The sequence below is a fragment of the Dehalococcoidales bacterium genome (assembly GCA_028717385.1).
GTDB lineage: Bacteria > Chloroflexota > Dehalococcoidia > Dehalococcoidales > CSSed11-197 > CSSed11-197.
The window spans coordinates 1-18,291 of sequence record JAQUNW010000023.1 but is presented as its reverse complement, the minus strand read 5'-3'; the positions used below and the strand labels follow the sequence as shown (position 1 = coordinate 18,291).

At 45.5% G+C, this 18,291-nt stretch carries 16 protein-coding genes; 7 read left to right on the top strand and 9 right to left on the bottom strand.

Annotation, left to right across the window (positions count from 1 at the left end; translation table 11 throughout):
• From ilvB to PHX29_05575, 4 genes are all read right to left on the bottom strand, one after another.
• Positions 1–1,408: biosynthetic-type acetolactate synthase large subunit (gene ilvB, locus PHX29_05590; GenBank protein MDD5605363.1), on the bottom strand; the 1,408-nt coding region annotated here is incomplete at its 3' end.
• A 23-nt stretch (positions 1,409–1,431) separates the two neighbouring features.
• Complete coding sequence (ilvD, locus tag PHX29_05585) at positions 1,432–3,099, bottom strand: dihydroxy-acid dehydratase (protein ID MDD5605362.1); 1,668 nt, start codon at positions 3,097–3,099, stop codon at positions 1,432–1,434.
• Positions 3,100–3,374: 275 nt separating this feature from the next.
• A complete protein-coding gene (gene rpiB, locus PHX29_05580) occupies positions 3,375–3,809 on the bottom strand; it encodes a ribose 5-phosphate isomerase B (GenBank protein ID MDD5605361.1) in 435 nt (144 codons plus the stop codon).
• Positions 3,810–3,825: 16 nt separating this feature from the next.
• The gene (locus tag PHX29_05575) at positions 3,826–4,446 is read right to left on the bottom strand and encodes an L-threonylcarbamoyladenylate synthase (GenBank protein ID MDD5605360.1); all 621 of its coding nucleotides are present in this window, start codon (positions 4,444–4,446) and stop codon (positions 3,826–3,828) included.
• A 78-nt stretch (positions 4,447–4,524) separates the two neighbouring features.
• Here PHX29_05575 and guaA point away from each other — a divergent pair, with 78 nt between their 5' ends.
• Genes guaA through PHX29_05550 form a run of 5 tightly spaced genes read left to right on the top strand, consistent with a single transcriptional unit; the run spans position 4,525 to position 10,245 of the window.
• Positions 4,525–6,207, top strand: a complete 1,683-nt coding sequence (guaA, locus tag PHX29_05570; protein ID MDD5605359.1) for a glutamine-hydrolyzing GMP synthase — start codon at positions 4,525–4,527, stop codon at positions 6,205–6,207.
• A 4-nt stretch (positions 6,208–6,211) separates the two neighbouring features.
• Positions 6,212–7,477, top strand: coding sequence for a phosphoribosylamine--glycine ligase (gene purD / locus PHX29_05565; GenBank protein MDD5605358.1), 1,266 nt, complete (start codon positions 6,212–6,214; stop codon positions 7,475–7,477).
• Between the two features lie 15 nt (positions 7,478–7,492).
• A complete protein-coding gene (purE, locus tag PHX29_05560; protein ID MDD5605357.1) occupies positions 7,493–7,951 on the top strand; it encodes a 5-(carboxyamino)imidazole ribonucleotide mutase in 459 nt (152 codons plus the stop codon).
• Positions 7,952–7,972: 21 nt separating this feature from the next.
• Positions 7,973–9,328 carry an adenylosuccinate lyase gene (purB, locus tag PHX29_05555; protein MDD5605356.1) on the top strand — a complete coding sequence of 452 codons (1,356 nt, stop codon included), beginning with the start codon at positions 7,973–7,975 and terminating at the stop codon, positions 9,326–9,328.
• A complete protein-coding gene (locus tag PHX29_05550; protein MDD5605355.1) occupies positions 9,328–10,245 on the top strand; it encodes a phosphoribosylaminoimidazolesuccinocarboxamide synthase in 918 nt (305 codons plus the stop codon). Before purB ends, PHX29_05550 begins: the two co-directional genes overlap by 1 nt.
• 3 nt (positions 10,246–10,248) lie before the next feature.
• Here PHX29_05550 and hisB read toward each other — a convergent pair whose 3' ends face one another.
• From hisB to PHX29_05525, 5 genes are read right to left on the bottom strand one after another with little or no spacing between them, the layout of a single operon-like run.
• Positions 10,249–10,833 carry an imidazoleglycerol-phosphate dehydratase HisB gene (hisB, locus tag PHX29_05545; GenBank protein ID MDD5605354.1) on the bottom strand — a complete coding sequence of 195 codons (585 nt, stop codon included), beginning with the start codon at positions 10,831–10,833 and terminating at the stop codon, positions 10,249–10,251.
• Positions 10,827–11,936 carry a histidinol-phosphate transaminase gene (gene hisC / locus PHX29_05540; GenBank protein MDD5605353.1) on the bottom strand — a complete coding sequence of 370 codons (1,110 nt, stop codon included), beginning with the start codon at positions 11,934–11,936 and terminating at the stop codon, positions 10,827–10,829. The genes hisB and hisC overlap by 7 nt, the downstream gene beginning before the upstream one ends.
• Positions 11,936–13,267 carry a histidinol dehydrogenase gene (hisD, locus tag PHX29_05535; GenBank protein MDD5605352.1) on the bottom strand — a complete coding sequence of 444 codons (1,332 nt, stop codon included), beginning with the start codon at positions 13,265–13,267 and terminating at the stop codon, positions 11,936–11,938. The genes hisC and hisD overlap by 1 nt, the downstream gene beginning before the upstream one ends.
• Before the next feature lies 1 nt (position 13,268).
• Positions 13,269–14,678, bottom strand: coding sequence for an ATP phosphoribosyltransferase (gene hisG / locus PHX29_05530; GenBank protein ID MDD5605351.1), 1,410 nt, complete (start codon positions 14,676–14,678; stop codon positions 13,269–13,271).
• A complete protein-coding gene (locus PHX29_05525; GenBank protein ID MDD5605350.1) occupies positions 14,671–15,915 on the bottom strand; it encodes an ATP phosphoribosyltransferase regulatory subunit in 1,245 nt (414 codons plus the stop codon). The genes hisG and PHX29_05525 overlap by 8 nt, the downstream gene beginning before the upstream one ends.
• Before the next feature lie 131 nt (positions 15,916–16,046).
• Here PHX29_05525 and PHX29_05520 point away from each other — a divergent pair, with 131 nt between their 5' ends.
• Both PHX29_05520 and PHX29_05515 read left to right on the top strand, forming a co-directional pair.
• The gene (locus tag PHX29_05520; protein MDD5605349.1) at positions 16,047–17,381 is read left to right on the top strand and encodes a nodulation protein NfeD; all 1,335 of its coding nucleotides are present in this window, start codon (positions 16,047–16,049) and stop codon (positions 17,379–17,381) included.
• A complete protein-coding gene (locus PHX29_05515) occupies positions 17,381–18,139 on the top strand; it encodes a slipin family protein (protein MDD5605348.1) in 759 nt (252 codons plus the stop codon). Before PHX29_05520 ends, PHX29_05515 begins: the two co-directional genes overlap by 1 nt.
• Positions 18,140–18,291 lie beyond the last annotated feature (152 nt).

Below are 18,291 nucleotides of genomic sequence, written 5' to 3'. Positions count from 1 at the left end.
TACCAAGATATCCATTGTTCATAACTGCTATTTTGATATTCAGCTTTTCTTGAACTACAGTCGCCAATTCCTGCATAGTCATCTGAAAACTGCCGTCCCCTGCAATGCACCATATCGCCTCATCTGGGCGCCCAACGGCTGCTCCAACACTAGCAGGCAGCTCAAAGCCCATAGTTCCCAGCCCGCCGGAAGTTACCAGTGTATTGTGACGATCAAAAGTATAATATTGGGCAGTCAACATCTGATGTTGGCCAACTCCAGTCACTATGGTTGCTTCTCCCCTGGTTGCTTCGTATATCTTTCTGATAACGAATTGGGGCAGCAATTTTCCATCCCCTTCAGGCACACCTAATGGATGCCGGCTTTTCAATTCGTCCAATTGTCGAAGCCGTTCCTCGCGAATCATCGGTTCAATAATCTTATTCATGCTTTTCAGGACGTTCTTAACATCACCAACTATTGGAACATCTACTCTTACATTCTTGCCTATTTCCGCCGGATCAATATCTATATGGATCACTTTAGCCCGAGGAGCAAATCCGGCAACCTTGCCAGTTGCCCGATCATCGAAACGCATTCCTATGGCTATTACCAGATCAGCATCATCAATTGCCTTGTTAGCATACGCCATGCCATGCATACCCAGCCAACCATATGACAGTACATGGGAACCTGGAAAAGAGCTTATTCCCAGCAACGTGGAAATCACCGGAATTTGCGTTTTTTCTGCAAACTCTTTCAATTCATCATAAGCTTCGGAAATAATAATCCCGTGCCCGGCGATAATCACCGGCTTCTGGGCATCGGAAATAAGTTTCGCTGCTTTCTTAAGTTGAGCAGGATGGCCATTAAGTGTTGGCTTGTATCCAGGCATTACTAAGCGGGCAGAATAATCAAATTCAGCCTGATCTACCTGTATATCTTTCGGAATATCGATCAGGATTGGACCTGGTCGACCAGACCGTGCTACATAAAACGCCTCTTTAACTGTTTGCGAAACGAGCGCAGCATCAGTAATCTGATAGTTGTGCTTGGTAATAGGCAGCGTTATACCCATAATATCAATTTCCTGAAAGGCATCCTTGCCAATAAACGGAGTTGCTACCTGGCCGGTGACAGCTACAACAGGTGTAGAATCAAGAAAGGCATCGGCAATACCGGTAACGAGGTTGGTAGCACCTGGTCCTGATGTAGCAAAGCATACTCCAAGTTTGCCGGTAACACGTGCGTACCCCGCAGCGGCATGTGCAGCAGCCTGTTCATGCCTAACCAGAACATGCCTTAACTGGGGATACTGGGTAAGAGTGTCATACAGCGGTAAAATTGAGCCACCAAGAATACCAAATATAACCTCAACGCCTTCTTTAATCAAGCTTTCACACAATATTTGAGAACCAGTCATTTTCATGGTCTATATCCTATTCATAACCTCTACTTTTGATATACCGCGCCAGTATTAGCCGAAGATACTTTTTCTGCGTACCTTTTTAAATAGCCACTTTGTACCGGTGCACAATACTGCTTGACCAATTTTGCACGTTTATCGATTTCAGCCTGGCTCAATTCTACGTTCAAGCAATAATTGGGTATATCAATACTGATTATATCGCCATCCTCCACCACAGAGATAGTGCCGCCTGATGCCGCTTCCGGAGAAACATGCCCAATAGCTGCACCTCTGGTGGCACCTGAGAAGCGCCCATCGGTAATCAGGGCGACATCTTTATCTCTGCCAGTACCACTGAGAAGGGAGGTCGGGGTAAGCATCTCACGCATACCGGGGCCACCTTTTGGTCCCTCATACCTGATTACCAGCACTTCGCCCGATTTAATATCGTTATTAATAATTGCCTTGGTTGCTTCTTCTTCGCTGTCAAAAACCCGTGCTGGCCCCCTATGTACCATCATCTCAGGAGCCACTGCTGCCCGTTTAACGACAGCGCCCTGTTGGGCAATGTTACCAAACAGCACTGCTAAACCGCCTTTTTTGGAGTAAGCGGTGCCGATCGATCGAATTACATCAGAATCGTAAACATGAGCTTTTTCAGCGATTTCACCAATAGTTTGCCCGGTTACGGTTGGCTGATTAACATGCATTAAAGTCTCAATCTGTTTCATGACTGCCGGTATTCCGCCAGCCTTGTTTAAATCTTCGATATGATAATCCCCTGCTGGCCTGAGTTTGCATAGGCAAGGAGTGACTTCACTCAGATCGTTCACCCGGCTCAATGGGTAGCTGATTTCAGCTTCATTAGCAACTGCAAGAAGATGAAGAACTGAATTTGTACTTCCTCCAAGCGCCATATCAACCATGAATGCGTTACTGATAGCCTGTTCTGTAATTATTTGCCGGGGACGAAGGTCTTTTTTCACCACCTCCATTATGGTTCTTCCGGCTTCATATGCCAGCATGTTTCGCTTGCTATCAATGGCAGGTATAGTTCCATTGCCGGGTAATGCCATACCCAATGCCTCGGTCAAACAATTCATAGTATTGGCAGTAAACATACCGGAACAACTGCCGCACCCAGGACAAGCTGCCTGCTCCAATTCTGCCAGTTCCCGCTCGGTAATTTCACCTTTTTTTGCTTTACCAACAGCTTCGAATACACTATTCAAATCAACAAAACTGGTTTTATTTCCCCGTGTGATTTGGCCAGCCATCATCGGGCCGCCACTAACAAATACACAGGGTATATTAAGCCTTACTGCAGCCATCAACATACCAGGGATTACTTTATCGCAATTAGGCATAAAAACCAGCCCGTCAAATGCATGAGCTTCAGCCATGATTTCAATAGAATCGCATATCAGTTCACGGGAAGGCAGGCTAAACTTCATACCACGATGGTTCATAGCAATACCATCACACACTGCAATGGTGTTAAACTCAAAGGGAACTCCTCCAGCCTCCCGGATGCCGGCTTTAACCGCAACAGCCAGTTTGGCCAGGTGAGTATGCCCGGGTACAACTTCAGTAAAGCTGTTTACTACCCCGATAAACGGACGATTAATCTCTTCCGGGCTTACTCCAAGGGCGTGGATCAAGGAACGGTGTGGCGCCCTTTCAATTCCTTTTTTGACAGCTTCACTACGCATTTGATAACTCCAATCACTGATAATTAAAAACCCGCCCTGTCAAAGGACGGACGGTACAAGAAAAATAAATGGTATTATGTGTGCCTAAAATAACATGTTGCCACGTTCATTGTCAAGGAAGAAAGCTATAAAACACCTTGTTTAAACATCCATGCGAATCTCAATATTCCCAGATGATATAAAGGTCGGTGTATACAGAGCATTTGATCGAGCTGTTTTTCATTATTCCCAAGATGTATCAGGTGAACCTGTTCGGGCAAATATTTTTATTGTGTTTATCTGTTTTCTAGCTGGGTTATCTTATCAACCCTTCTCTGGTGGCGCCCACCCTCGAACCCTGTCTGGAGAAAGGTTTTTACAATTTCCTCAATTGGAATGTCAGCTACATCTCCGGGCAAGCATAAAACATTGGCATCATTATGTTGACGCGAGCGCATGGCACAAAAAGTGTCATAGCACATGGCTGCCCGTATCCCCTTGACCTTATTAGCAGCAATGCATACACCAATCCCGGTGCCGCAAACTAATATTCCCCTATCCGCTGCCCCTCTGGCTATCTCCTCACCCACCACACGGGCTACATCCGGGTAATCTATCGGCTGTTCATCTGGAGCACCAAAGTCTTTATATTGGTAGCCTTCTTCCTTGAGAAGTTTCATGATTATTTGCCGTACACGATATCCTCGATGATCACTTCCAACGGCTATCATAATTTTCAACCTCCATCTAAACTGTCTTGCATATTCGATTTATCTGTTCGAAGGCAATGCCCCCTTCGCGAAGAATTTTCGGTATCTCTCCGGTGGCATCAACCAGGGTTGACGGTGTACCGCAACCAGCTGCTTGGCAGTATATTATGTAATCTACCAGTGCGCCCAGCTGGTTTTTAACCTCATCAACAGAAGCAGAGCTTTTTCTTCCGCTTATATTGGCGCTGGTAGCGCAAATGGCACACCCAACTCTACCAGCCAGTGCCAGGGGAACAGGATGATTGGGCATCCTGACGGCTACGGTATTCAGCCCGCCAGTAATATCATCTGCGACGTTACCCGACCTTGGCAATACCAAGGTAAGCGCACCTGGCCAGAAGGCTTGCATTAGAAGTCTGGCACAATTACTTATCGAGCTTGTGATTTCCTCTAATTGGTGATAATCAGCGATTATTAAAGGCAACGCCTTGGTTCTCGATCGGCCTTTTATAGAATAAATCCTGCGTATCGCATCACAATTGTTGTAAACTGCCCCCAAACCATAAACAGTATCCGTTGGAAAAGCGACGACTCCTCCAGAAACCAGTGTTTCTACGGCAGCCGTAATCTGTTCTGCCAAATCAATTTTGGTACCCATTTTTACGTACTTTCTATATGTTACCAAACTTGACGCTAGTATAGCATAATGATAATCTTTCACTAAAAGGTTGCAAGCATGACCGAAGAGACCCAAAACCCCGATAAAGAGGAAGCATACCGGGTATCTACAAGTGGAGATATCGAAGTCTCCACTTATCTGGAAATTTCCAGGGAAATTAAAGGGGAACAACCCCTGGCTTCCGATTCAATTGCCCCAACAAAACAGGAAACTATTATAATAATAGATTTTGGCTCTCAGTATACGCTGCTGATTGCCAGGCGCATACGCGAACTTGATGTCTACTGCGAGCTTATCAGCCATGATACACCCTGGGAAAAGATTTCTCACCTCAACCCCAAGGGGTTCATTTTATCTGGAGGACCGAGTTCAGTATATGCTCCGGATGCCCCGCTTGCCCCTTCCTACGTGTATTCAGCTAAACTCCCGATCTTAGGAATATGTTATGGACAGCAGGTTCTTGCCTATCAGCTGGGTGGTAAAGTCGAGACTGGAGATCACAAAGAGTATGGGCATTCCCTGCTCAATTTGAATAATAGTGACTCTCCCTTATTTGCCGATATACCAGACTCCTCTCCGGTTTGGATGAGCCACGGGGACAGGGTCGTGGAAATGCCTCCGGGTTTTACAGCTATGGCTTATACTGAAAACTCGCCGGTAGCAGTAATGGGTAGTAAAGATAACGTGTTTGGGATGCAATTCCACCCGGAAGTATCACATACACCCTATGGTAAAACTCTTCTGAAAAACTTCGTTTATAACATATGCGGTTGCCACGGTAATTGGACTACCGGGAATTTTATTAATGAAAGTATCAATCATATTCGCCGTGAAGTTGGCAAGGGAAAGGTTATTGCTGCGCTTTCTGGCGGAGTTGATTCATCTGTAGTGGCTACTCTCATCCATCGCGCTATTGGAGATCAGCTGACTTGTATTTTTGTTAACAACGGGCTGCTTCGCCGTCAGGAGGGAGAGCGCACTCTTAAAGTTTTCCGGCAAAATCTTGGCATGCGCATAAATTATGTAGACGCTACCGATCGGTTTTTGAATCGTCTGAAAGGAATAACCGATCCGGAAACCAAAAGGAAAACCATTGGCGCTGAGTTTATCAGCACTTTCGAAGAGGAAGCATCTAAAATTGGAAAGGTTGATTTCCTTGCCCAGGGGACTTTATATCCGGATGTTATTGAAAGTGTTTCTTCGGTCAGTAAGGCCTCAGCAAAAATTAAAACTCATCACAACGTAGGCGGCTTGCCATCAAACATGACGTTCAAGCTTCTTGAACCATTGAGATTCCTTTTCAAGGACGAAGTCCGGAAGGTCGGTCTTGAGCTCGGGCTCCCAGAGGAGATGGTTTGGCGACAGCCTTTCCCCGGCCCCGGTCTTGCCATACGAATCATTGGAGAAGTTACCCGTGAAAAGCTTGATATCCTCCGCAATGCAGATTGGATCGTAATGAACGAAATTAAAAAAGCAAAACTATATGGGGAACTTTGGCAAAGTTTTGCAATTTTGACCGACGTGAAAAGTGTCGGAGTTATGGGTGATTTCCGTACCTACGGGTACCTTGTAGCGCTGCGCGCTGTTACCAGCATCGATGCGATGACGGCAGACTGGGCAAGACTCCCCTACGATCTTCTTGCCAACATTTCTAATCGCATTGTGAATGAAGTTGATGGAGTTAACCGGGTTGTTTACGATATTACCTCCAAACCCCCAGGAACCATTGAGTGGGAATAACCGGATGAACGTATTCATTGTCGGCGGAGGCGCCAGGGAACATACCATAGCCTGGAAATTATCCCTTAGCCCCAAGATAAACAATCTTTATGTTGCCCCGGGTAACGCTGGTACTGCTCGAATAGCAGAAAATATTCCGATTGAGGCCAGCGATATCGAAGGCTTGATGTTGGCTATTGCTGAAAGAGATATCCAACTGGTTGTTGTTGGTCCGGAAATACCACTTTCTAAAGGCTTGGTCGATCGGCTTGAAGAAAAAGGAATGGCAGTTTTTGGACCCTCCAAAGCAGCTGCCCAGATTGAAGCCAGTAAAGCTTTTTCTAAAGACTTCATGTTAAGGCACGCCATACCTGCTGCTTATAGCCGAACTTTTTCGAATTATAATGAAGCAAAAGAGTATGCCGGTTCTTCTTCCTTTCCCGTGGTTATTAAAGCGGATGGACTTAGCCAAGGAAAAGGCGTGATTATCGCCGCAACAATCGACGAAGCAGCATCGGCTCTTGAAGACATCATGCTCAAAAAAGCATTCGGTAACGCGGGTAATGCCGTTGTCATAGAAGAATTTCTTACCGGCCGCGAAATGAGTGCCTTTGCATTCACTGATTCAAAATTTACCAGTCCCTTAGTTACTGCCTGTGACTACAAACGGATATATGATGGCAACAACGGACCTAATACCGGCGGTATGGGGAGCTATAGCCCGCCAGAGTTTTACACTGGTGATATGGGCCGGGAGATTTCTGGCACCATTATGCAGCCGGTTATTAAATACCTACGCGAGGAAAACCGTCCTTACAAGGGTATATTATATGGCGGATTGATGCTTACGAACCATGGCCCTAAAGTACTTGAGTTTAATGCCCGTTTTGGTGATCCGGAAACTCAAGTTATTCTCCCTCGCCTGGAAACCGACCTGCTGGATGTAATGCTGGCGATATCCGAAAACCGGCTGGAGCAGGTGCTGATTGAATGGAGCAGCAAAGCCTGCGTTGGGGTCGTGATGGCCAGCGGCGGGTACCCGGGAAAATATCAAACAGGTTATCCGATATCCGGCTTGGACGATGTAGACCGGGATATTATGGTATTTCACGCTGGTACCACTCTGGACAAACAAGGGTGTGTGGTCACCAGCGGCGGGCGCGTGCTTTCTGTAGTTGCAACCGGAAACAGCATAGATGAAGCACGCACAAAAGTTTATGACAACATCAAGCGCATCAGTTATAAAGACTGTTATTATCGCAAAGATATTGCCCTTATCAAGAGGACATAAACGGAGAAGAACTGGATGAGTAAAGTTGCTATAGTAATGGGTTCAAAATCAGATGCAGAAATCATGCAAGCTGCTGCTGATATCCTGGAAAAGTTCGGAGTAAATTACGAGTTTTTCACCATCTCCGCCCACCGCACTCCGGAAAAAGCCAGAGAATTTGCATCCTCTGCACAAAACCAGGGATTCGAAGTAATCATAGCCGGTGCTGGCTATGCGGCGCATCTGCCCGGAGTAATTGCCAGTTGGACAACTCTGCCGGTGATTGGTGTACCGCTTGCTTCCAGTGACCTCAAAGGGCTTGATTCTCTCTACGCTATTGTCCAAATGCCAGCCGGAATTCCGGTAGCAACTGTCACCATCGGCAAGGCTGGTGCCAAGAATGCTGCTTATCTCGCTGCGGAAATCTTGGCTATAAAATACCCTGAAATCGCAAAACAATTAAAAATATATCGCCAGGAACTTGCCAGTTCCTAACTTTAGTTCAAGGAGCAATTAATGATCGAAAGATATTGTCGCCCTCAGATGAAAGAAATCTGGAGTGACGCCAACAAGTACTCGAAATGGCTGGAAGTTGAAATAGCAGTATGTGAGGCGTGGTCTGAAACAGGGCGCATTCCACGCAATGCAATCCCAAAAATCAAATTGGCTCGTCTTGATATGAAACGTATGGCTGATATCCTCCAGGAAACCCATCACGATATGACGGCATTTCTGGGTTCTATTGCCGAAAGTATCGGTCCAGAATCGCGCTTTATCCACCTTGGCCTTACCTCTAATGACGTGATGGATACAGCGTTGAGCTTGCAGATGGTAGAAGCCGCAAACCTTTTGAATGAGGGTATTAAAGATATAGTAAATACTCTGGCTGAAAAAGCCATAGAGCACAAATACACTATTATGATGGGCCGCACTCATGGTGTGCATGCCGAACCTATCACCTTTGGTTTAAAACTGGCTTTATGGATGGAAGAAATGAAGCGCCATCGCCAGCGCTTGATCGATGCTACCCGTATCATCGCAGTTGGCAAGATAAGCGGCGCTGTTGGCACTTATGCCAATGTTCCGCCCGAAATCGAGGAAAAAACTTGCTCCAAGTTATGCCTTTCCCCAGCCTCTATCTCTAACCAGATACTGCAACGTGACCGCCACGCCCAATTCATAACCACTATTGCTCTGATCGCCTGCTCTTTAGAAAAATTTGCAACCGAGATAAGAGCTCTGCAAAAAACCGAGTTTCATGAAGCTGAGGAGCCTTTTGCACCCGGCCAAACCGGTTCTTCTTCTATGCCACACAAGCGCAATCCTGAACTGTGCGAAAGGATTTGCGGCCTTGCTCGTCTTATTCGGGGATATTCGTTAACTGCCATGGAAAATATCGCCCTCTGGCATGAAAGAGATATCTCCCATTCGTCAGCCGAGAGAGTAATTTTGCCGGATAGCTGTCTGTTGCTGGATTATATGATCGGTCTTTTTAGCGGAATAATGAGTGGTTTAAAGGTTTTCCCTGAAAACATGAAGCGCAATATGGAGATTTCAAAAGGACTACTCTTTTCACAGAGAGTAATGCTCGCCCTTATAGATAAAGGTTTAACCCGGCAGCAAGCTTATGAAATTGTCCAGTCCAATGCCATGAAAAGCTGGCAAGGGAAAAACAAATTTATCACCTTGTTAAAAAAGGATCCACGAGCGAACCAGTCTTTTACTGAAGAAGAAATCGACCGGCTTTTCGATTATGACTACTATATTAAACACGTCGATGATATTTTCAAACGTCTTGGACTCACTCGCACTCAATGGAAGAAAAAACCTCAAGCATCAATCGATAATAATCTGGCACCTGGAGCAATATAATGCCGTTCGATAGCGAGATATTACTTAAAACAGATCTGCCTTTGCCACTTTTTATACGTGGTAAGGTCCGTGATACCTACGACCTCGGGGAGCATCTATTAATCATAACTACTGATCGTATCTCGGCATTTGATGTTATATTACCTTGCGGTATTCCTGAAAAAGGGAAAATTCTTAATCAGATGTCAATATTTTGGATGGAAAATACATCCCATGTAATACCAAACCATTTGGTTGCCAGTGTTGATGATGTATCTATACTTGACGATTTCCTTCCTCCAGCTAAAAGGTTTCAATATCCGGAGTATTTAAAAGGCAGATCAGTCATAGTAAAAAAAGCTGAGCGAATTGCTGTTGAATGCGTCGTTCGCGGTTATCTGGCAGGGTCAGGCTGGAGTGAATACCAGCAGCAAGGATCGATTTGCAGTGTAGAAATAATACCCGGTCTTCTGGAAAGCCAACAATTACCGCAGCCAGTGTTTACTCCGACCACCAAAGCCGATGAAGGCCATGATATGCCTATTGACTATGCCACGCTGGAAAATACAGTCGGAAAAAAAACAGCCTGCTCTCTTAAACAGAAGAGTATTGAATTATATAACCATGCTCTTAAATATGCTTCCACCCATGGTTTCATCATAGCTGATACCAAATTTGAATTTGGTATTTATGATGGCAAGCTGATTGTTATTGATGAAATGCTTACCCCAGATTCATCACGTTTCTGGGATAAAAACACTTACAAGGTTGGTCAGCCTCAAGATAGCTTTGACAAGCAACCTATCAGAGATTGGCTTTCCAGAAGTGGCTGGAACAAAATCCCGCCGGGTCCTGTTCTGCCGGATGACGTAATAAACACGGCATCCAAACGGTACCGGATGGCTTACGAAAAGATCACCAGCCGCACCTTTAGATAAGGGCTAAAGTACTTCTTTGGTAGAGGGGATTTCACCCGCAATCCTCGAGTCAATACGGGTAGCCCTCTCGAGGGCTCTTCCAAGAGCTTTAAAAAACGCTTCTGCCTTGTGATGGTCATTTATACCGTATGCCACTCCACCATGTAAGTTTATTTTGGCTTCACGGGCAAATGTTTCCAGGAAATGACGAATGAGGTCGGTAGAAAAACCAAACAAGTCATTACCCTCAAATTCCATATCAAGAACAGAATAGCCACGCCCGCTAATATCTACTGCTACCGTTGCCAAAGCATCATCCATCGGTACAGTCGCATCTGCCATGCGTACTATTCCTCTTTTTTCACCAAGGGCTTCGTCTAAAGTGTGAGCCAATACTATGGCAACGTCTTCTACAAGATGATGAGCGTCATCGCCGGTTGCGGATACCCTGAGATCGAACAAACCATGCCTTCCAAGCTGGTCTAAAAGATGATCAAATAAGCGTATGCCGGTAGTAATCTCGGTATGTCCTGTACCGTCAACGTTTAGATATACATTAATATTCGTTTCCCGTGTCTCTCTTTTCTTCTCGGAAGTTCTTTCTACCATTGTGTATCCTCCCCAAGTATTTCTCTGATGCTTTCCAGGGCTATATCGTTTTGTTCCGGTCGTCCAACACTAATCCTGAAATAGTCGCGCAATCCAGGAGTATTAAAATACCTCACCAGTATTCCACGCTGTTTAAGCTGCTCGGTAACATGGGCAGCACCACCGTTATGTAAACGACAGAGTATAAAATTGGCTTTGGAAGGTGTCGGAGTTAATCCTTCCAAAATGCTTAGTTTGCCAAATAACCGCTCTCTTTCAAAAATTATGCTTTCAATTCTTTGTAATAATAATTCCTTGTCTTCCAAAGAGGCAATTGCTGCAGTTTGGCCGGCTACTGTGATTGCGTACGGGTCTTTTATCCGCATCAGGTAGTCAGCCATGTATTGGGGGAAAATACCATAACCTACTCTTAACCCGGCGAGCCCTGCCCATTTACTGAAAGTTCTTAGTACCACTAGATTATCGTACCGCTCAACCCACGGCGCAACGGTTTCCCCACAAAATTCGTAATAAGCCTCATCAACCACTACCAGGACTCCGGTTTCCAAAATTACTTGAATATCCTGTTTTGGCGCAGTGTTGCCAGATGGATTATTTGGATTGGCTAAAAAGATAAGGCGGGTGCGCGGATTGATATGATTCAATACTTCCGCACAGTCGAAGCTGAAATCTTCTTTCCGGTCGACTTCAACAATCACGGCGCGTGAGAGCTTTGCATAAAAACTGTACATTCCAAAAGTAGGAGGGAGATTGATTATCTCATCGCCCGGATTAATAGTAAGACGTAAAATTAAATCGATGAGCTGATCAGATCCGGCACCACAGACAATACATTCTTTCGGCATCGATGTGTATAAAGAGAGTTTCTGGCGCAGTTCTGATTGAGCGGCATCCGGATAAATACTGTAAGAGTCGCAGTTTTCCAGTGATTCAATCACTCTGGGAGAGCAGCCATAAGGGTTTTCGTTTGCGTCCAGTTTAATAATTTCATCGAGACTCAACCCAAACTTTTTTTTCATTAAATCCGGTGAGGTATGGGCTGAATAGCTGGCAAATTCCCTTAAATCTGTACGTATTCTATTCAGTGGTCCAGGATCATCCACTATATTCCTCCAATGCTTTTAAGGCGGTTTTCAACCGCTCTTGCATGTGCAGTCAGCCCTTCAGAGCGCGCAATAACAATTGCAGAAGGTCCAAGTTCCCTCAACATATTTTCGTCCACATTGACCACATTATAGCACCTGATAAAATCACTGACATTCAGGGGTGAGCTGAATCGAGCTGTACCGCTGGTAGGCAGAGCGTGGCTTGGACCACTTACATAATCTCCCATAGGAACAGTAGGATGACTTCCGGTGAATATGCACCCCGCACTAATGAATTTTTTTACATCTACATCGGCAGTTCTGACATCTACTACCAAATGTTCGGGCGCATACATATTAGCCAGGTTTATAGCTTGTTCAAGTGTGTCGATAACCGCTATTATCCCAACACTCTCTATGGAATGACTGGTAATCTCAGCCCGATTAGAATCTGCCAATTTTTCTTTGAGCAGCGACTCAACCATATCAGCCAAAGTGGCGGAAGTTGTAACCAGTATCGATTGAGCCAGCGCATCATGTTCAGCCTGGGCTAGTATTTCATCAGCGATAAAACCGGGATTGCTCATCTCGTCAGCGATTATGAGAACTTCGCTTGGCCCTTGCAATCCATCGATATCAACCGTACCAAATATCTGTTTTTTTGCCAGCATTACAAAGATATTTCCAGGTCCACAGATTTTATCGACAGCTTTAATAGTATCGGTGCCATAAGCCAGGGCTGCTATCGCCTGGGCGCCACCAATGGCAAATACGCTATCAACTCCCGCTATCTCGGCCGCTGCCAGCGTAATTGCAGGTATTTTACCGTCTTTGCCGGGAGGAGTGGCGAGAACTACCTCATTGACTCCCGCGCACCTTGCCGGAATCGCAGTCATCAATACAGTTGAGGGATAGCTGGCGGTACCACCCGGAGCATATACACCAACCCGCCGTAACGGCATAGTAATCTGGCAGCATCCATTTACTTCTATTTTATTTGGGATGGCGTTTCGCTGGGCATCATGAAATTCTTTAATTTTAGCAGCCGCTATTTTTAATGCAGAATATACTTCGGGCTGTACTTCAGAAACGGCTTTCTTGATTTCGTCAACCCCGATTTCCAGATGCCGAAGTTCAACTTTATCAATTTTTCTGCCCAGTTCAAATAAAGCTTGATCACCCCCTGAGCGTACTTCTTCTAAAATAATTTTAACCGCCTCATCAGCGGTCTCCACACCAAACATAGCCATCAAGCTTTGCTTCAGGCGTGGGCTTAAAACATAATCACTACCCGCTCGCTGCCTGTCCAGCAGCCTGGAAGCTTCTTCAAATCCAACTGCGCGCTTCATATCAGCCCTCGATTAATCCTTGTTTCAGTAGTGTGGCAAACTTGTCTATTATTGCCTTTTTTGCTGGTTCTTCTTTGTCTTCCCTTCGGCCAATCAAACATGCTGTGGAAATAAAAAGGGTATCAATTATTTCCAAATTATGGCGGGCAATTGTACCGCCAGTTTCTGTATTCTCAATCAACATGTCTGCATCTTCTGGTATAAAAGCCTCGGTTGCTCCCCATGTTGGTATAATACAATAACGACCCAGGCGTTTTTCCTGGGCGTAGCGGTCAGCTATATTGATATATTCTGTAGCTATACGATACGGTTTACCACTTTCCTGGCGTACAGCTAATAATTCGGTGACGGTTTTTACCCCAAGTTTTGCATCTACTACCGCAACAATCCTTACTTTACCATATTTCAAATCAAGCAATTCCACCAATGGGCTAGTAGGGAATTTATACAGGTGATCGGTCAGCCAGTCTCGCCCGGTTATCGCGACATCGAACCTCCCGTTTGCCACCTGAAGAGGCATATCCTGGGGACGTATAACTTTTATCGAGATCCCTTCAATATTGGAAGTCGGGCGCCGTTTGCCAGTACTTGATGGATAGTCAGATATTTCTATTCCGGCTCGATCCAGTATTTTTTTAACATGCGCCTGCTGGTGACCATCGGGTAAAGCAAGACGTACAATTCCCGCATCCTGAGTGCTTGTTCTCGGTAAGGTGTAATGAGGTGATATTTTTTCAATCACCGGTTTGGCTTTTTCTGCCTTAATTTCAGGTATTACCGATGATATTACACCAGCCAGGTCTTTTTGCATCAGGCTTTCTCGATTAGCAACGAGCATTGCTTCTGAATACAAAACCTGCTGTAGGGGTTTTAATCCACGCCTTGCCACATCTTCCGGATTATCGGCTGAAATGATTACCACATCAGCATCATCGGGTGGATAGCCTTCGGCCCCTCCCCATACCGGAAATATCAAAAAATGCCTGAGGCGCAAAGAAGAAGCAAAACTTTGAGCAATGTTTGGATACTCTGATGCAATACGTATAGCCTTATTGCAATTCAGCAAATCCCGGACGTGGTTGAACGAGCTATCAGGGCTGACTGCTGCAAATAACAAACGCCCCCCGTAACCAAGCGGTTTTAATTTAACCAGGGAACTGGAGGGGTAACGACTTGCAAGCTCCTCAACCCATTCTTTAGAACAAATACCGACATCGTAATTCCCTACTGATACCTGAATCGGTATATCCTTGTCTTGCAATATTTTAATTTGTGCGCCGGGAAATTTTTCCGCTTTCAGGCGATAGAGGCGTGCGTTTTTTGAATAGTCATCCAGCCCCCACCCTGTATTTTGTAGCAATTCAGCCGTTTCGCCAAGAAGAGGCCCCTTGGGCAGGGCTATTCTAATCAAGATTGTCCCCCTTGGCTAAAATATCACACAGATCCTCAACAGCAGGTACGTTTATTCTGCTTCCGGTTGAATTGTCATGCAATACATAATCCAACAAATTATCACTCACAGTAATACAAAATCTGTTACAAATTTTCTCCTGATTTTCCGATGCCAATGTCACACTGTAACCAGCCTGCCTGAGTTTACGGGCAAGCTCGATCTTCCGATTTATGGCATGACCGGTGTTCGTTATCATTATTGAATCTGCTTGCTTAGACTCTTCCAGCCTAAAACCAGATAGTCCTATCAGCTTGTCCATATAAAGACCGAAGCCTGCCGCTGGAACGTCTTTACCACCCAGCAGGCTAATAAGGTTATCGTATCGGCCCCCTCCTCCAATTATTTCATCCCCAGATAAAACATGGAAGATTATACCGGTGTAATATTCATAACCTTTCGCAGCAGCAAGGTTAATTTCGTATTCAACTCCCAGCGCCTGGATGGCTTCGGTTGTAGCTACGAAATCATCGATTGCGCATTTTGCCCCAGTCAGCGTTTCATCCAGTAAAGCCTTTAGATTCTTCAAATACCCAGCGGATTTTCCTTTCATAGTCAACATCAAAGAGAATAATCTGGCCAGTTGAGGGCTGGCTTCTTTGACTCTTTCCATAGCACCTTCGTTACCATCTAACAATTCATCGAAAATGCTGTTATATTCTTCAGCTTTAAAGCCGGATTGTTCAAGCAAGGCAGCAATCAATCCCGAGTGCGAGAGCCTAATGCGTACTTTCGGCACGGCCAACTGCTCTGTAACCTCCAATGCAAGCGCAACCAACTCAGCGTCTGCAAGGGCTGAGCTTGATCCAATATACTCAGCGCCAAGCTGCCAGCGTTCCCGGTTTTTTTTACCGGTATCATCAAACATAAATGTATTGGCAATATAAGATAGCCTTGTCTGAGGTTTGTCAGCCAAGCATTCAGCATACATACGTGCAACCGGGATAGTGGCATCCGGTCTTAACACGACTCTTTCGCCGCTCCAACCATCCCAATCAAGGAATGAATATGTGCGCCGTAGCTTGCCTGGTGTTAAAGTGCCTGCTGAAGTAAACAAATAAAGATATTCAATAGTGGGAGTCCGCACTTCCTGATACCCCCAACCTGAAGCTGCCTGCAGAAATGCCGATTCCACCTTTCTAAAAGCAGCCATCTCCTGTGGCAACATGTCTTTAAATCCCTTGCAATGTTGAATCATTTATCACAACCTTTCTAAGCTGAAAACCCGTCAATTCTACAATAGAACAGGGCTTCATTCAACTTTATTATACCTGTTTTTAGCCTCTAATGGCAGTTGCGCCCATGCCAACGTAGGGTTATACTCTAACTATGAAAGATCAATTGCTCAGAAGACAATATCTGTTGCTGATTTCAGTTGTAGCCCTTCTTTCAGGAATCGTTCAGCTGCCAGTCGCAGCAAATGACAACAACCTTCTGGTTACCACACTTGACCTGGAAGGCGTTATTACGCCGGTACAGGCTGAATATATATCCAGAGTATTTGATGAAGCTGCTAACAGCGAATCAGAGCTGGTGGTAATTCTGATGGACACACCCGGCGGCCTTGGAGATGCCATGCAGGACATTATCCAGACGATAAACAACGCCCCAATGCCTGTAGCTGTTTATGTCAAGCCGGGGGGCAAGGCAGCATCTGCTGGTTTTTATATCACCATAGCTGCAGATGTCGCAGCAATGGCTCCAAATACTGCTATTGGCGCTGCTACTCCGGTAGCTCTGGGTAGCGATGGCGAAACTGAGCTCAGCGACGAAATGAAAGCTAAACTTCTCAACGATTCTATCGCCTATGCCCGATCTCTGGCTGAAGCGCGCAACCGTAATGTAGAATGGGCTGAACTGGCAGTAAGAGAAGCAGCTTCTGTATCAGCCGGAGAAGCCCTGTCTTTGAATGTCATAGACATTGTTGCCCCAACCCTTGAAAGCTTGCTCGATGCCATTGACGGCAGGGAAATAACCCGCCCTGATAATTCAACAGTAACGCTATCTACCAAAAATAGTCAGGTTACTCATATCGGCATGAGCTTTACCGAAGGCTTGCTATTGGCTTTAACTGACCCCAACATAGCCTATATCCTACTTAGCCTTGCCATTCTGGGGATTACCGTTGAGCTATTCAATCCGGGGCTGATACTCCCCGGAGTGGTTGGAGCCATTTCCGGATTGCTGGCTTTTTATTCACTCGGTGTCCTGCCAGTGAACTATGCCGGGATTCTTCTAATGGTTATTGCCGTTGGACTATTTATTGCTGAAGCTTTTACCCCAACTTTTGGTATACTTACCGTCGGCGGAATTGTTTCATTCGCCATCGGTTCTTTAATATTGTTTAAAGGAGGGCAATTATTTAGTGTGAATCCTTGGTTAATAGCAGCTATATTGGTGATTATTACTGCTTTCCTGGTTTTCGTTATCCAGAGAGTGGTTGCAGCACATCGCACGCAAGCGACTACAGGCAGTGAAGACCTCAAAGGGAAAACAGTTTTAGTACACACTGCCCTATCACCGGTCGGTACGGTATTTCTGGAAGGTGAAATATGGAAAGCCGTGCTAGACGAAGGGAAAGCAGAAATAGGCGAAACAGTAATTATCACTAAATCGGAAGGCCTGACCCTATATGTATCTAAATCAGAAAAAGGAGGCAATTAATGGATTATATTTACCTGGCAATAGGACTGTTTCTCTTGTTTACTATCTTCAGTATGTCTGTTCGTGTAGTGTCGGAGTATGAAAGAGGGGTGATATTCCGCCTGGGCAGGCTCATTGGAGCGAAAGGCCCGGGATTGTTTTTTATCATCCCTTTTATCGATCGCATGGTTAAGGTCGACCTGCGTGTGGTAACTATGGATGTGCCGGCACAAGATGTCATCACAAAAGATAACGTGACAGTACGTGTTAATGCAGTAGTTTATTTCCGTGTAGTTAATCCATCAGATGCCGTTATCAAAGTGCTTGACCATATCAAGGCTACCTCTCAAATCTCTCAAACCACGCTTCGAAACGTACTCGGCCAATCCGAACTGGACGAACTTCTCAGTAAACGGGAGCAGCTTAACCAGACTCTGCAGGAAATTATCGACGAACATACCGATCCCTGGGGTATAAAAGTCAGTACGGTTGAAATTAAAGATGTAGAGCTTCCGGAAACCATGCGCCGCTCCATGGCCAGGCAAGCAGAAGCAGAAAGAGAAAGAAGGGCTAAGGTTATCCACGCTGAGGGTGAATATCAGGCATCCGCCAGACTGGCAGACGCCGCCGATGTTATTGCCAGAGAACCGGTCACTTTACAGCTCCGCTATCTGCAGACTCTCACTGAAATAGCTACTGAAAAAAGCAGTACGATCGTGTTCCCGCTGCCTATAGATATGCTTAATGCCTTTTCCAGGAAAATGGAAAAGGAGTCATAGACATACCAGCTGCCTGCCCCTCAACCAGGGGCAGGCAGCTTATTTCACTCAAGCTTAACATCACCAGCACTGATAATGACTTGTTTTCCCGACTCGAGCTGGAGTATCAGATTGCCATCTGGGGTTACATCTCTAGCCAAGCCCCTCAAGTC